Here is a 15,446-nt window from a genome sequence, read left to right as displayed (position 1 = left end):
TCCTTATTCCTCCGTTGAGTGGTTTCCATAAATGATGTTTGCGAATTCTTCAGCATCATAGCCATCAAGGTCTGCAATGCTATCTTTGAAATTGGTGAGCTGGATCAGGTCGATCAAGTGCTGGAGGGCTTCTTTGTTTCCAGGAGTCCAGCGGAACACTAAGTCAAACTGTTCCCTCGTGAGCGGGATGAAATCGAGACCTAGCTGGCTTGCTGCGCACCTGATTCCAAATGCTGCATCTGCTGTACCCCTGCTGATATGAGCTGCAGCCCCCAGGTGTGTCCACTCTTCATTTTCATAACCCTTCACATTTGTCGGCTCAAGTTTTTCATTGGCAAGGAAGGAATCGAGCAGGAAACGGGTGCCGGCTCCTTTTTGGCGATTGACAATAGTGACGTCAGTCCTTGCCAAATCTTTGACCCCGGTAATATCCTTTGGATTGCCCTTCGCGACAATCATACCCTGCTCCCTTGAAGCAAGCCTCATAACGGTAATAGGCTCGTGGACAAACAGCTGCCGGATGAAGGGTAGATTGTATTGCTGCGATGTCGGGTCGAGCAGATGGACGGCCGCGATATCGGCGCTGCCGCGATACAGCATCATCAGACCTTCGAGACTGCCGATGTAGGAGGGAGTGATGCTGAGTCCCGTTCCTTCAGAGGCTATGTACTTTACCAGCTGTTCGACCAGGAAATCATGGCTGCCAGCGAGCTGCACAGAATGCTGGGAATTTCCCTTTGCTTCCTGAGCTCTGGCAGGAGTTGCGGACATGCTGGTTTTGTATCTTTCAAACTCGCTTTCTTCGATGCGCATCTTATTGCCCACTTTGAAAGCGGCAAGGTCTCCGCGCTTGATCATTTCATAGACGGTATGCTTTGAAATCTTCAGCATGGAGGCGATTTCATCGGGAGTGTAAATTTGCAAAAGGCTTCCCTCCTTTTCTTCCTAATCTAAATATAATAAAATATTTAATAGTTAGGTAGAGTTTTTGTTTGGTTTTGTTTATTTTTGTTAAGTTTTGTTTGTGGTTTATCATATTTTGTTCACAATTTAGGAATTAGATTACCAAATAAAACCTTCACAAAATACTCCAGGCAGTATCGTGTATTTCTGATTCAATACATGGTAAACTAAACTCTAGAAATATTTGATGCAGAAAGGAATACGGGAGAATGCAGATTTCAGATAAAGCGCGCGACATTTTAAAAGAAATCCTCGCAGAGCGCAATGCGGAAGGTATCCGCGTCTACTTTGGCGGCTTTGGCTGAGGAGGCCCGCAGATTGGTCTGGCTCTGGAAGAGCCGGAAGAAGATGATCATGTAACAGTAATCAATGAAATCCAAGTTGCGATTGAATCCAATATCGTCGACTATACAGAAGGCATGGCCCTCGAATATGACGAATACCGTGAAGGCCTCGTCCTCATGGGCGGCGACGGCGGCTGCTGATAAATGTGCACACCTCATGTGCATGCCTGACATAAATGGCGCACATCTATTTGCACACGCCTGACATCAAAAAATGCACACCATCTTGTGAATGGTGTGCATTTTTTCGTAGTTGATTACTGGAAAAAAACGCGTGGAATTTCCAATTCGCTATATAAAGTAAAAAGTCGCTATAAAAAAATAAAAGTCGCTATAAAAAGTAAAAACTCGCTATAAAAATGAAAAACTCGCTATAAAAAATTTCAGAACTGCCCGGTGAACTGAAAATACAGCACGATCAGCCCGATTACCCATACATAAATCGCAAAAGGTTTTAATGAGCGCTTTTTTAAATAGCCAATCATCCATTTTACGGCGATATAACCGAAAATCGCAGCCGAAATGATGCCAATCAGCAAAGCCTGAAGTGAAATCGTCTCGCTCCCGCCGCTGAAGAGGTCCTTTCCCTGAAGGACGATTGCCCCGAGAATGGCTGGCGTCGAAAGCAGAAAAGAGAAGTAAGCTGCTGTCTCGCGGTCAAGCTTCCTCCAAAGCGCAGCGACGATGGTCAGCCCTGAACGGGAAATAGCCGGGAAGATCGCAGCAGCCTGGAAGCTCCCGATTACAAGGGCATCTGTATAACTGATGTCATCCATCTTTTTACGCCCATTTTTAATCGAATCCGCGAACCACATCAATGTTCCAGTGATCAGGAATTCCCAGCCGATTGTCACGCCTGTTTTGGAGATTTCATCAAAATAATCCTCAAACAGCAAACCGACAACGACAGCGGGAAGCGTACCGACAACAAGCAGGAAGGTCAGCTTCCCGAATGGATTTTTCAACATCTTGATGAATTCATACCTATAAAACACAAATACGGCCAGAAGCGTACCAACATGGAGCATCGTGTCGAGCAGAAGGCCAGCTTCCTCGAGCCCAAACAGGTTCCTGCCGAGATAAAGGTGCCCGGTCGAGCTGATCGGCAAGAACTCGGTCAGTCCCTGAATCAGCCCAAGAATAAAAGCTTCAATTTTAGATAGCATGAAGAATCCCCACTTTTTCAAAGACTTTGTCCATTACAAAGCTATGAAACATGTCCCGGTGGTATGCAAGCTATTTTTTGATGACTCCAATGGAAGGCCAGCTTCCTTTTGGTGACACCATTGGAATGTAAGCCTCATATGAGTGTTACCGTTGGACTGTACTTCAATTTGGTGACATCATCGGAATGTGAGCCTCATATGAATTTTACCGTTGGACTGTGCTCCAATTTGATGACATCATAGAGTGCCATGTTCTCATGTTGCGGACGCCACCAAAATGCCACCAGCCACCGCCTGTGTCAATATGCCTGATTACAGTGAATATGGATATGTAATAATAACCATTTCAGAGTCAGAAGTTGTGATTTATTGTCGAAAAAAATATAATGAAGTATTGAACAGTTCTTCTGATATTTTTGCAGAAAACGTCCTTCATTTAAAAAGGGGAATAAACATGACATCGAATCAAAAAAATAATTCCCGGCTCGACTATGGGCTGGTTACGATACTGATCCTTTTATTTCTTGCAAGCTGCATTGCCATTTACAGCGCCCAGACAACGGGGCAGTATGGCTCTGAAAACTTCCTGATCAAACAGATTATCTGGTACGTCATCGGTGCCGGCATCATTACCGCGGTCATCACACTGGATTCCGACCAGCTGCAAAAACTGAGCTGGTATGCTTACGGCTTTGGGCTGGTGCTGCTGGCAGGGTTGATTGTTGCTCCCTCAGGTATCGCTCCGGTCATCAATGGAGCAAAAAGCTGGTACAAGGTGCCGGCAATGGGGACGCTGCAGCCGTCTGAACTAGTCAAAGTGTTCATCATCCTGGCTCTGGCGAGAGTGATAGTCGATCATCATCAGAAATACCGCTTAAAAACGATCCAAACAGACTTATGGCTTTTGATTAAAATCGGCTTGGTGACAATGGCGCCGCTCATGCTTGTCATGCAGCAGCCTGACCTTGGGACTTCGCTTGTGTATATTGCGATCATGCTCGGGATGATTTTCATCTCCGGCATCACATGGAAGCTGCTAGTACCGATTTTTGGCACAGGTCTAACATTAATCTCGATTATCTTTTATTTTGTCATCTGGAAACCAGAAATTCTTGAGAAATACCTTGGCGTAAAAGAGTATCAATTCGGCCGGATCTATTCCTGGCTGGATCCATATAATTATCAGAGTTCGACCGGCTTCCAGCTGACGAGATCGCTGCTGGCAATTGGCTCCGGTGAAACAGTAGGTAAAGGCTATGGAACAAGGGAAGTTTACCTTCCGGAGAGCCATACCGATTTCATTTTCAGCATAATCGGTGAGGAATTTGGATTTGTTGGTGCAAGTGTTCTTGTCAGCTTGTTTTTCTTGCTGATTTATCAGATCACGAAAATCGGAATGGAAACAAAAAACGATTTTTATACCTATATTTGTGTAGGTGTTATCAGCATGATCACCTTCCACGTTTTCCAGAACATCGGCATGACGATCGGCCTTCTGCCAATCACCGGAATTCCGCTGCCATTCATCAGCTACGGAGGCAGCTCCCTGATGGGGAATATGCTTGCTGTCAGCCTGATCTTCTCGATACGGTACCATTACAAAAAATATATGTTTTCAACATCCACATAAAAACGAGCAGGAATCGATTCCTGCTCGTTTTTTTCCTGTTCAAGACCCAATTCTTATTCAATGATTCCTACCTCAGTAATGACCACATCAGTGTTAACATGCACGGTCAGGTTTTTGTATTCATCTTCCCATTTTTTAAAATCAAAGCCTCTCGTTTTGGTTTTAATGAAGTGGCCGAATCCTACCGGGTCGGTGCCCTTTTCCTGAAAATCTTTGATCATTGCGGTGGCCTCTTTGTTGACCTGTGTTTCGAATTGCTTTTCGATATCTTTGATAATCGCTGGTGTTACGATATTCCCGGTATATTCCCGTATCAGGCCTTTAATTTTGATATCCACTGTGATGGTGTAAGGGTCCCGTTTTGTCAGTTTTAGTTTATGTTTGGAATCCAGGTCTTTTATAACAGCTTTCTTATTATCTACGGAAAGCTTAAAAGACCCTTCGCTGAACTTATCTGTCAGCAGTTTGAAAAAGAACATTTTTTCAGGAGGGAGTTCGCTTACAAGCTGATCATCTTTGAATAATGCAATCCCTACGATATCCACGATCTCCGGCTCTACCTTTTTTAAGATGGGGAGGTAGGGATCCTTTCCTTCCTGAAAACGGTCAAAGGTAAACAGATGCATATTTGTTTCAGGGAGATTCCGGTTTTTCATATTGTGCTCGATCAGTTGGGATAAGTGTACGGCGTTCCCACGGTCTCCATATGTCCCGGATAAAATACTTTTTGCTGACTCATCAGCTACGGCAAAATAAACCCCTGCGCCGATACTCGCATCGCGCTGAAAAGCATCTGTATACTCGCTGATGCCTTTTTTGGCAATATCCTCTCCGAACAAGGCAATTTCCAGTGAGCCTGTAACAATTGGCTGCGCTGATTTCCGCTGTACCTCCTGGATGAGATCCATACTGCTTAAGGCCGTGGCAGAATAGGTGAAATTGCCGATCTTTTTATCAGGGTTGAAGATGGGAATCATGACGGTTCCTTCGATTTTTCCATCCTCAGCCACGTCATAACCCACGCCCATTTCAATATTGACATCATCGATGATTTCTTTTTCGACACAGCCGGTAAGGACCATTAAGGCAGTGATAATCAGACAGAGCATTTTAATTCGCATTTTTATTTTTCACCTTCTTTGCAATCCATGTGGCGATAAATAAAAAGGGGATATAACCATAGGTTATGATGAAACCGATTTTTGCAGTCCAATCATTCAGAAGATTGATTCTAGCACGAGTATCAAAGAACATGATCGCAACTAAACATATCAAGGCAAGACCAATGACGCCTTTTCTTTGCCGCAGCTTAAAAGCCCTTTTTAAAATCATGCTGCCACCCCAAAGGGCAATGCATACATTCGGGAGGATGATCAGATTCCAGTTGGCAATCCCAATATATTCAAACCTTTCAACGAAGGGCATGGTGACGATCTTCCACATGTCGAGGGTCGCCCAAATGGATTTTGCCAGCTGGCCCTCTGAAAAGAAACTGAATGTAATGATTGCCAGGACAGTATAGATTATAGTCGTCAAAAAGACGCCTAGATGAGCCCACTTTTGGGATTTGGGTGCGTCTTTAATGAATGGATAGAAAAAAAGAGGGATCTCGAATCCGATATAGGTCAAAGACATATTATAGGCACTGGTTGCAAGTTCTTTAACAGAGTGATCAAAAATCGGCAGAAGGTTCGTGAAATCTGCATATTTTAATGTGAAACCGAAAGTCAGCAGCAGATAACTTGGCAGTACGATACAGAAAAAGGCAACACCAGTTACTGTGCGAAACCCTCCAAATACGATGTAGATAGAAAGAATCAAAAAAACAAAGCTGTACCAGAACGCGCTGATTTCAGGAAACATCCATACCTGGATGACTTCAATATAGGTCCGTAATACCGCCATTACAAAAATGAGAAGGTAGATAATGGAAATGGCACTTATCATATTGCCGATTTTTTTGCCAAAGACATATGCGTTCGCCGCCACAATATCTCCTTCGACTGTCCCGCAAATTTTATAGATCATCCAGATAATAATGTGGATGCTCAAACCTGCAGCAAGAACGGAGATCCAGGCGTCATAACCTGCAGCCTTCGCGATGATTCGCTGGTAACCCAGTACCCCGATGCCGATTTGCATGGACATGATCAAATAGAGAACGAGAAAGGGTGAAACTTGCAATCTTTCGGGTACTGGCTGCTGCATGACTCAAAACCTCCAATGCTCATTCATCAATATCCTTCTTTTCCTTCGCCTTTTTCTCACTGAAGCGGGCAGGATTTTCCGTCCTCAAATATTGTGGCCGATTGTATTGCATCGTAAACGGCAGACGGATGATCGCATCCTTGAAATCAGTGACCCTGGGAGGGTAAAGAGGTTCCAAAAATGGCCTTCCCAAAGATGTCAGTCTAAGCAAATGGGTCAGAAGGAATGAAAAGGAGACGACGATTCCGAGCAAGCCCCAGAGCTCCGCGAACAACAGGAATGGAAAACGCAGCAACCTGATTGTGTTGCCCATTCGGTATACAGGTGTTGTAAAGGACGCCAGTGCGGCCAACGCAACAATAATCAGCAGGACATTACTGGTCAGGCCGGCTTCAACGGAAGCTGTCCCGATTACGATACCGCCCACGATACCGATTGTCTGGCCAACCTTGGTTGGCAGTCGGGCTCCAGCCTCACGCAGAAGTTCGATCGTCAGCTCAAGGAACAATGCTTCCAGGATAGGAGGAAGGGGAATTTCTCTTCTAGACGTAATCAATGTGCTTAGCAGGTCCTTCGGGATCAATTCATAGTGATACGACAAAGTTGCCACATAAATCGGTGTGATCAGAATCGAGAAGGCAACAGCGAACAAACGAACCAAACGGAAAAAAGAAGAGAGTAAATAATTCAGGAAATAGTCTTCGAATGACCCGAAAAATTCGACCAGGGTCGTAGGGCCAATCAGCGCATGTGGTGACCCGTCAACAAGGATGGCGACTTTTCCCTCCGCGAGTACAGCCGCAATCCGGTCGGGCCTTTCTGTATCGAGCAATTGCGGGAAGGGAGAATTCTGGTTATCTGAAATTAATTGCACAATATAGGAACTATCCGTAATTTCATCAAACTCGATATCCTTAATTCGCTGAATGACCGTATCGACATTATCCTTATTTGTAATGCCATCAATGTAAAGGACAGCGACCCCACTTTTTGAAAGAGAACCAACCGTGTAGTTTTCGACGATTAGCTCTTTAACAGGAACCCTTTTCCGGATCATATTAAGATTCTGGTCAATTGACTCGACAAAAGACTCTTTTGGACCGATGACACTGAACTCGACTTCTGGCATCCCGACTGCGCGGACGATTTCCTTCTGTGCTGCGATGAACGCAAAATATTTCTCTTCATTTTCAAGGGTCAGCAGTACATAGCCGTTAAAGAGCTTCGTTTCAATCTCCTCGTTCTTGTCCGATACCTGGACATCTGCGACGGGGACCAGCTTTTTGACATCTTCAATGGTGAAAAAATCACCTTCAAGCAGTCCGGGGAGAGCATTATTCTGAAGAAGGCTTTCATCCACAAGAGTGGAAATAAAGGAAAAACAGAATTTTTTTTCTGATTTCTGGTTCACGTAAAAGGTTTTTTTATAATCGTGCGACTTGAAAAGCGTATTTTCCCAGCCATGGTCATTTAGATATTGGTCAGGCTTTTGACCATCTGTATCCTGCCTGGCCGCTTCTTTTTCAATGTCTTCCAGCAGTTTTTTCTTGAATAACTTTCTCATTGCACTCTCCGCCAATCTTGGTTTACGCTTATCATTTCCGAAATTGGGAGGAATATGAAGTCATTACGAAATTTTGTTAAATATGCCTCCTATCATCAACCTAGTGCTCATTTGGAAGAATAAAAAAACCCGCATATCTTTGCGGGTTTTCTGCTTTATATATATATGGGGAGGGAATTAGTAAAAATAAAATCTTGGGGGGATTTTATTTCAACATATGTTTTTCAAGATCATCAAGCATCAGGTTGGCAGCCTTGACTCCGCCTGCTGTATTCCAGATGGCATCATCTACTTTATATACTTCACCTTTTTTTGCTGCCTCTAGGTTTTGGAATAACGGATCCTCGATCCATTCTTTTTCGACTTCAGTTGCTTTGCCGTCACCTTCATCATATGTGAAGTAGAACAGGATATCTCCGTCCATTGCCGGAATTCTTTCCTTCGTTACGCCTTTTTCAGCAAAGTCTTCTTGGTCCTGGCTTTCTGGACGGGCCAGGCCAATTTGTTCAAGAATCACTCCTGAGAATGAATCCTTGTGGTAAATACGAACATCGCCGGCCATAAAACGGACCATTGATACTTCAGTGTTTATTTTATCTCCAAGCTTTTCTTTTAAATCTTCAATGCGCTTGTCATAGGCAGCTAGTACTTCCTTGCCTTTTTCCTCTTTGTTCACGGCTTTTGCATAAAGTTCAAAGTTGTTTTTCCAGTTTCCGCGAAGATCTTCAGCAAAAACGGTAGGTGCGATTGCTTTAAGCTGTTCATAAATATCTTCCTGGCGCATCTTATTCCCAATGATCAAATCAGGCTGAAGCGCAGCAATTGCTTCTACGTTAACCTGGCTTTCAACGCCAACGACTTTTACATCTTTCATATCCTCTGCAATATGGTCATACCATGGATCTCCTGTCCATGACTGGACCGCTCCCACAGGTGTGACTCCAAGTGCAAGAAGTGCTTCCGTTCCTTCATTTGTCAGGATGACAACCTTTTCAGGACTCTTTTCCAGGGTTGTTGTACCCATAGCGTGTTCCACTGTATAGCTTTCTTCTTTTTCTTTAGGCTTTTCAGCTATATCCTTCGCCTGATCCTCATCTGTCCCGCATGCTGCCAAAAGCAGGATGGTGAAAATGCTGATAAGAACCAGCAAGTGTTTGGTAACTTTCATATGTATTTCCTCCTGTGTTGGTATTGATAATCATTTTCAATTACTGCCTCTTTATGATAAAATGCAAGAGGAGACATTGTCAATACTAATTGATAATGATTTTCATCATCATTGACAATTTTGTGAATATGTTTCGTCAAATGGTGAAAAGAGTGCTAATTTCACGTACAGTAAATAAACAATATAAGCAACTAACTTAATTTAAAAAAGCCACATTGTAAACAAGAAAGGTTAAATCATTATGCTGCTGAAAACCAATGCTCACAGATTGGCAGGGCTCCTGGCCGCCATCATCTTTATATTTTTTTTAATATGTGCAAGCATCGTTTACGGATATACCGATACTTCATGGGGAACTGCTTTCGATGCCTTCACTAAATATGACGGATCAAATGAACATATCATCATTCAATCTGTCCGGCTGCCGCGTGCGCTGATTGCCGCAGCAGTGGGAGCAAGCCTGGCGATCGCGGGTGTCCTGATGCAGACATTGACGAAAAACCCGCTTGCATCGCCTGGCATATTTGGAGTGAATGCAGGTGCTGGGTTCGCGGTGGTAGTGGCGGTGACGATTTTTTCAGTCGGCAGCCTCCAGGCTTTCGCGTGGATTTCCTTTTTAGGTGCTGCTCTTGCTGCAATCAGCGTCTATGTAATCGGGTCAGCAGGACGTGAAGGATTGACACCCATGAAATTGACACTTGCCGGCGCTGCGATGAGCGCGATGTTTTCATCGTTCACACAGGGTTTGCTCGTGTTGGATGAAGCAGCACTCGAACAGGTGCTTTACTGGCTTGCGGGCTCTGTGCAGGGACGTAAGCTGGAAACACTCATCGGTGTCCTCCCATATCTGGCGATTGGCTGGATCGCAGCCATTCTGATTTCCACGAAAATGAATGTACTGTCAATGGGGGAAGATGTGGCCAAGGGGCTTGGTTTGAATACCGGATTTGTAAAGCTGGGCGCGGGCGTGATCATAGTCCTCTTATCCGGTGGCGCTGTGGCTGTGGCTGGTCCAATTGGGTTCCTCGGTATTGTAATCCCGCATTTGACAAGGGCAGTAGTTGGCATTGATCACCGCTGGGTCATTCCTTTCTCGGCGATCTTCGGCGGGATGCTGCTGTTGGCGGCGGATATCGCTGCCCGATATGTGTTAATGCCGCAGGAAATCCCGGTAGGTGTGATGACCGCGATGATCGGAACTCCATTTTTCATTTATATCGCGAGAAAGGGGTTCAACGGAAAATGAGCCAGTTTAAAAGCTTAAGATTTTTCAAGGATAGAGTATCCTTTTTAATCGATAAAAAAGCCGCAGCTGTTATGATTGGCCTGCTTGTTACGGCTTTTGCTGTCTTTGTCATCAGTACTGGATTGGGCGATATGGAAATAAGCCCGCTAAGAGTGCTTGCTGTGTTTTTTGGCGGGGGAAGCGATATGGAGAGATTGGTTGTGCAATCCTTCCGTCTTCCGAGAATAATCGTAGCGCTAATGGTTGGAATCAGCCTGGCTGTTGCCGGAGGACTTCTGCAGGGCATGATCCGAAATCCGCTTGCTTCACCTGATATTTTGGGGATCACCGGGGGAGCATCGGTGGCAGTAGTCGGATTTTTAGCTATTTTCAGTGATGACAATAATGCTTTGACAGTAAGTATAGAATGGATGCCGGTTGCCGCGTTTGCTGGTGCTGCGATCGTAGCCTTCCTCGTTTATTTTCTTTCCTGGAAAAATGGTGTTTCGCCTATTCGCCTCGTCTTGATTGGTATCGGTATTTCCGCGATGATGCAGGCTTTGACTACACTAATGATGATAATGGGGCCAATTTACAGGGCCAGCCAGGCGAACATCTGGATTACCGGTACGGTATATGGCTCAACATGGGGAAATGTAGCTGTGCTCGTACCATGGACAATCATCATGCTTTTGATTTCCTTCATTCTTGCCAGAAAGGTAAATGTACAGGAACTAGGGGAAGATATCGCTACTGGTGTCGGGGGACATGTCCAGCGTCAGCGTTTTGCGCTTTTGCTGGTCAGCACCGCGCTTATAGCCAGCTCAGTTGCTTTTGCCGGTGGAATTGGTTTCGTCGGCCTGATGGCACCACATATGGCCAGAAGGCTTGTCGGTTCTGCATTCGGAGCGCTTTTGCCAGTATCTGCTTTAATTGGCGGCATTCTTGTCATGCTTGCTGATTTGATAGGGCGGACGATGTTTTCGCCATTGGAAGTCCCCGCGGGCGTTTTCACCGCAGGCATAGGAGCGCCATATTTTATTTACCTGTTATTCAAGACACGAAATTCTTAACAGAAGGGGGAACCGACATGGCCCAGGCAATTGAAACAGAAAAACTGACTCTCTCCTATGGAGATTCGATCATCATAAATGAGTTAGACCTTCAAATTCCCAAAGGCGAGATTACTGTTTTTATAGGAGGGAATGGCTGCGGCAAGTCGACTTTGCTTCGCTCGATCGCGAGACTGCTCAAGCCTCGGGATGGATCAATTCTGCTTGAAGGCGAATCGATTGCAAAGCTGTCAACAAAGGAAGTTGCCCGCAAAATGGCAATCCTTCCGCAATCTCCTTCCTCGCCGGAAGGATTAACGGTCCTGCAGCTTGTGAAACAGGGAAGATATCCATACCAGACATGGCTGAAGCAATGGTCTGAAGAAGATGAAAAAAGTGTTGAGAATGCGTTGAAGGCAACAGGCATCAACCATCTTAAAGATCGGACAGTCGATTCATTGTCCGGAGGACAGCGACAGCGTGCCTGGATTGCGATGACCCTGGCCCAGGACACTGATATCATCCTTCTCGACGAACCAACGACGTATTTGGACATGACCCATCAAATCGACATTCTTGATTTGCTTTATGAGTTGAATGAAAATGAAGGCAGAACGATTGTCATGGTTTTGCATGACCTGAACCTGGCATGCAGGTATGCCCACAATATTGTGGCAATCAAAGACCAGAAGATTTTTGACCAGGGAAAACCGGAAATTGTTATTAATTGCGGTCTTGTGAAGCATGTTTTCGGAATGGATTGCGAAGTGACGATTGATCCGCTATTCGGTACGCCATTATGCATTCCACATGGTAAAGGCCGCCGCATACTCAGGGATAATGTGGGTGCGCCAATATGAACGCGGAGTTGACAGCAAAGGAAAGCGGTATTCTCGCCAACTACCGATTTGTCGTTTCTGAACCTGATAAGGAGGTCCAAATTGAATTCAAGCCATTCATGGATGAATCAATGATGGGAGCTTATCTGGATAGGTTCAATGAGGGATTGAAGGCACCGGATGCGAAAACGGCTGCTTCAGTATTCATGAAAAGACATGCCTTCCTGGCAGTTCTATACTTATATTCAATGACCGCTTTTAACAAAAAGCTTGATGTTTCACCTGAGAATATTATCCTTGCTGATGCTATCAAAGATGGCCTTTGGCTTCCAGAGTTTTATCTGAAAAGCAAAATTGCCGATGTGTGTCCGGACGAGGAACGGGAAGTGTGGCGGATGGAAGCAGTAAGGCACTTATTTGTCGACAATCTGTTTCCTGTCATGGATGCCATCTCAAAATCTGCGAAAATCTCAAAATTGGTGCTGTGGGAAAATGTTGCGGTCTATATCTTTTGGCTTTATGAAAAAATCCTGAATGAATCCGGTGACCCAGATGTAAGGGTGAAGGCAGCAGAGGACTTTGCTTTTTTGGTTGAGTCAGCTCCCGGCAGACTATTCGGAAGGTATCACAAAAACCCGATTGCAAGATATTACACTAAACCAATCTATCAAGAAGTAACAGATTCTTATATCAGGGTACGAGAAACCTGCTGTTACAGCTACAGGCTAAAGGGAAAAGGCGATTTCTGCAAAACTTGTCCCCGCACATGCGGCGGAGGAAAAAAGGAGTAGGATGATGGAGAATAATATGAATGAACAAATCAACGGATTGCTGGAAAAGTATACTGAACTTCTGGTTGGCGAAGCCTCAGCTGAAAATATCGAAAAGGTAAAAACGTGGATTTTGTACGGTCATATCGCCAAGTCAATGCCGCCTCTGGCTAAACATTGGAATGCGGAATATCCAGAGGCAAAGGAGCAGATCAAGAATGTGATCGCGGAAATCAAAGAAATGAATGAGCGAAACCGCCAGAAATAACCAAGGGCCATCTCTAAGCGAGGTGGTTTATTATAAGGAAAAGGCCTTCTTGAGTTTCAATATCCAATTGAAGGTGAAAAGGAAAGAGGAAAGTCATTTTTTAGCACGAAAAAACAAAATAAGAACCGGACGTTGTGCCCGGTTCGGTGAGAAACACATATGGAATTACTGAAGCTGCTGTCCGCCATAAGGAAATTGATTCGTATACCCCTGGAATTGCTGGTGTGATTGCTGCAGCTTTTGCGCGTCCGCCGCTTCGACTGCGTACCAGCCCTTTTTGAACATCAAGTTGTAAAGGCTGCGCTGTGCGTTTGCTGTTTCTGTGTAGATTGCAAGTACATCCTGGAACAGCTGATCGTGGCTCGCTTCATGGAGTGCCTGTGTGTAAGCGTCAGTCATGTATTTTTCTGTCGTTAAAATATCATTGATGAAATCACGCTCATTCATTTGTGGTGTCTTCTGCACCTGTGTTTCTGGATTTTGGATTTTCTGCTGATTCTGGTTCATCCGCTTTTCCTCCTGTCTGGTTAGATTATTGCATTCCTGGCGTTTGGGAATATGCCTGGTTTTGCGGGCTGTTCAGGTGCGTAAGGATTTTCTCGTAATGTTTCTGGTGCATTTGGCCGCACTTTTCGATTTCCATCTTCAGTTCCTGATCCTGGCATTGCTGTGCAAAGAAATGTGCTTTTTTCATGGCAAGTAAATTCCATGAAAGCATATCGGTTAAGTATAGGGAATCCTTAGTGGATACAACGGATGGCGGCGTCTGCATGATCCCTTGCTGCTGGCTTTGAAAATTCATGTTTTGCTGCTGCATAATAGAACCTCCTGTTTTTTGATCATTCCTACGGATATTATCGTTCCCGCGCCGAAATAAAGTATGCAGGTCAAGATTCGCCAAAAAAGAACATTTTTCTACGAAAGTAATATTCAAAGTTCTCAAAAAGTGATAAAATGATTTTGCAAAATAGATATAGATGAAGCAATTTTTTTAAAGGGTAATGTAATCGTTTTCACTAAGGGGAGGAAAAGCTATGGAACAACTAATGAGGAACTTTTTTCTTTTTCTATCAAAAAATAAATTTTTCACCAAAATGGCGAAAAAGTATGGCCTGCGTTTAGGAGCGAAACGCTTCGTATCAGGGGAAAGTGTCGAGCAGGCAGTGGCAGTCATCAAGGAACTGAATAGCAAGAAGCTTGCGGCAACTGTCGACTATCTTGGCGAATTCGTTGACAATGAACGAGAAGCGAACGAGAGAGCGGAAAGTTCAATTGCGATGATCATAGCGATTGGCCGAGAAAAATTAAATGCCCAGATGAGCGTTAAAATGACTTCACTTGGCTTTGACATCTCTGAGAAAGTAGTCATGAACAATATGCGCCGAATCATGGATACTGCCAAGGAGAATAATGTATTCGTGACTATTGATATGGAGGACTACGAGCGCTGCCAGAAGACGCTGGATATTTTCAGACAGCTGAAGTCTGAGTACGATAATATCGGAACCGTCATCCAGGCATATCTATACAGGACAGAAAAGGATATCGAGGATTTAAATCAATACTCACCAAATCTCCGTCTTGTGAAGGGAGCTTACAAAGAGTCTCCGGAAGTAGCTTTCCCTGAGAAGAAGGATGTAGATGAGAACTTCAAGAAAATCATCAAGATGCATATGCTGAATGGAAATTATACAGCAGTTGCCTCACATGATGACAATATCATCAATTTCACGAAGGAATTCGCGAAGGCGAACAATATCCCGAAAACCCAGTTCGAATTCCAGATGCTGTTCGGGATCATGCCGGAAAGACAGCTCCAGCTTGCTGAAGAAGGCTATACAATGCGCGTTTATGTGCCTTTCGGAACAGACTGGTACGGTTATTTCATGCGCCGCCTTGCAGAACGCCCGGCAAACGTAGCATTTGTTTTAAAAGGAATGCTGAAGAAATAATGAGCAGCAGGCTGACAAACTTGTCAGCCTTGTTTTTATTTGGGTCGAGCTGGTCCGGCTATTTTTTATATTGGCTGTTCTGGCTGTTCTGCTTTCTTTCTCCGCCCTTACTCATTGACGGGCCTGCATCGCCTTTGACGCTTGCTGCACTTACACCAGCTTTGGACGGATCTTTTTTCATTCTTGCCATAATCATACCTCCGTGTTTTAAGTGATAAAAGTAACGCTTTTATAGATTGCCCAAGTGTTTAAGAATAAGCATATGGATTAAAGATTCAAAAAATTTTATTTTTTCCG

At 44.5% G+C, this 15,446-nt stretch carries 16 protein-coding genes; 7 read left to right on the top strand and 9 right to left on the bottom strand.

Translation table 11 applies throughout. From position 1 onward, the window contains the following. Positions 1-3: 3 nt before the first annotated feature. Positions 4-924 (bottom strand): helix-turn-helix transcriptional regulator, encoded by a 921-nt coding sequence (locus tag M3593_RS11870; RefSeq protein WP_251542908.1) that lies wholly within the window; start codon positions 922-924, stop codon positions 4-6. A gap of 766 nt (positions 925-1,690) precedes the next feature. Next, entirely contained in the window at positions 1,691-2,473 is a 783-nt protein-coding gene (locus M3593_RS11865) for an undecaprenyl-diphosphate phosphatase (RefSeq protein ID WP_144478442.1), read from the bottom strand. Positions 2,474-2,927: 454 nt separating this feature from the next. Here M3593_RS11865 and M3593_RS11860 point away from each other — a divergent pair, with 454 nt between their 5' ends. After that, the gene (locus M3593_RS11860; protein ID WP_144478445.1) at positions 2,928-4,103 is read left to right on the top strand and encodes an FtsW/RodA/SpoVE family cell cycle protein; all 1,176 of its coding nucleotides are present in this window, start codon (positions 2,928-2,930) and stop codon (positions 4,101-4,103) included. Positions 4,104-4,156: 53 nt separating this feature from the next. Here the strand turns inward: M3593_RS11860 and M3593_RS11855 are convergent, their stop codons facing one another. The 4 genes from M3593_RS11855 to M3593_RS11840 form a co-directional block, all read right to left on the bottom strand. Next, the gene (locus tag M3593_RS11855) at positions 4,157-5,224 is read right to left on the bottom strand and encodes a Ger(x)C family spore germination protein (RefSeq protein ID WP_251542906.1); all 1,068 of its coding nucleotides are present in this window, start codon (positions 5,222-5,224) and stop codon (positions 4,157-4,159) included. Next, positions 5,214-6,311 carry a GerAB/ArcD/ProY family transporter gene (locus M3593_RS11850; RefSeq protein WP_251542904.1) on the bottom strand — a complete coding sequence of 366 codons (1,098 nt, stop codon included), beginning with the start codon at positions 6,309-6,311 and terminating at the stop codon, positions 5,214-5,216. Before M3593_RS11850 ends, M3593_RS11855 begins: the two co-directional genes overlap by 11 nt. Positions 6,312-6,330: 19 nt before the next feature. Then, positions 6,331-7,875, bottom strand: coding sequence for a spore germination protein (locus M3593_RS11845; RefSeq protein WP_251542902.1), 1,545 nt, complete (start codon positions 7,873-7,875; stop codon positions 6,331-6,333). 205 nt (positions 7,876-8,080) lie between these two features. Continuing rightward, complete coding sequence (locus M3593_RS11840) at positions 8,081-9,043, bottom strand: ABC transporter substrate-binding protein (RefSeq protein WP_144478453.1); 963 nt, start codon at positions 9,041-9,043, stop codon at positions 8,081-8,083. Positions 9,044-9,284: 241 nt separating this feature from the next. Between M3593_RS11840 and M3593_RS11835 the strand changes: the two genes are divergently transcribed. Genes M3593_RS11835 through M3593_RS11815 form a run of 5 tightly spaced genes read left to right on the top strand, consistent with a single transcriptional unit; the run spans position 9,285 to position 13,197 of the window. Beyond that, positions 9,285-10,289, top strand: a complete 1,005-nt coding sequence (locus tag M3593_RS11835) for a FecCD family ABC transporter permease (RefSeq protein ID WP_144478455.1) — start codon at positions 9,285-9,287, stop codon at positions 10,287-10,289. After that, complete coding sequence (locus M3593_RS11830) at positions 10,286-11,341, top strand: FecCD family ABC transporter permease (protein ID WP_144478456.1); 1,056 nt, start codon at positions 10,286-10,288, stop codon at positions 11,339-11,341. The genes M3593_RS11835 and M3593_RS11830 overlap by 4 nt, the downstream gene beginning before the upstream one ends. Before the next feature lie 17 nt (positions 11,342-11,358). Beyond that, on the top strand, positions 11,359-12,180 hold the full coding sequence (locus tag M3593_RS11825; RefSeq protein WP_144478459.1) for an ABC transporter ATP-binding protein: 822 nt from the start codon (positions 11,359-11,361) through the stop codon (positions 12,178-12,180). Then, on the top strand, positions 12,177-12,950 hold the full coding sequence (locus tag M3593_RS11820) for an IucA/IucC family C-terminal-domain containing protein (RefSeq protein WP_144478461.1): 774 nt from the start codon (positions 12,177-12,179) through the stop codon (positions 12,948-12,950). The genes M3593_RS11825 and M3593_RS11820 overlap by 4 nt, the downstream gene beginning before the upstream one ends. 4 nt (positions 12,951-12,954) lie before the next feature. Next, the gene (locus M3593_RS11815; protein ID WP_144479004.1) at positions 12,955-13,197 is read left to right on the top strand and encodes a DUF2573 family protein; all 243 of its coding nucleotides are present in this window, start codon (positions 12,955-12,957) and stop codon (positions 13,195-13,197) included. A 165-nt stretch (positions 13,198-13,362) separates the two neighbouring features. Here the strand turns inward: M3593_RS11815 and M3593_RS11810 are convergent, their stop codons facing one another. Together M3593_RS11810 and M3593_RS11805 are read right to left on the bottom strand one after the other, a co-directional pair. Further along, on the bottom strand, positions 13,363-13,704 hold the full coding sequence (locus M3593_RS11810) for a spore coat protein (RefSeq protein WP_251542900.1): 342 nt from the start codon (positions 13,702-13,704) through the stop codon (positions 13,363-13,365). 25 nt (positions 13,705-13,729) lie between these two features. Beyond that, positions 13,730-14,014: a hypothetical protein gene (locus M3593_RS11805; RefSeq protein ID WP_251542898.1), complete on the bottom strand. Its 285-nt coding sequence runs from the start codon at positions 14,012-14,014 to the stop codon at positions 13,730-13,732. A gap of 217 nt (positions 14,015-14,231) precedes the next feature. On the opposite strand from M3593_RS11805, the gene M3593_RS11800 reads away from it, so the two are divergent. Then, on the top strand, positions 14,232-15,149 hold the full coding sequence (locus tag M3593_RS11800; RefSeq protein WP_251542896.1) for a proline dehydrogenase family protein: 918 nt from the start codon (positions 14,232-14,234) through the stop codon (positions 15,147-15,149). 58 nt (positions 15,150-15,207) lie between these two features. Here the strand turns inward: M3593_RS11800 and M3593_RS11795 are convergent, their stop codons facing one another. Beyond that, positions 15,208-15,339, bottom strand: coding sequence for a YuzL family protein (locus tag M3593_RS11795; protein ID WP_251542894.1), 132 nt, complete (start codon positions 15,337-15,339; stop codon positions 15,208-15,210). Positions 15,340-15,446: the final 107 nt, after the last annotated feature.

The sequence above is a fragment of the Mesobacillus sp. MER 48 genome, from assembly GCF_023714225.1.
In the GTDB taxonomy this organism is placed as follows: domain Bacteria; phylum Bacillota; class Bacilli; order Bacillales; family Cytobacillaceae; genus Mesobacillus; species Mesobacillus oceanisediminis_A.
The sequence above is the reverse complement of the archived record's forward strand: the minus strand, read 5'-3'. Positions and strand labels throughout refer to the sequence as shown.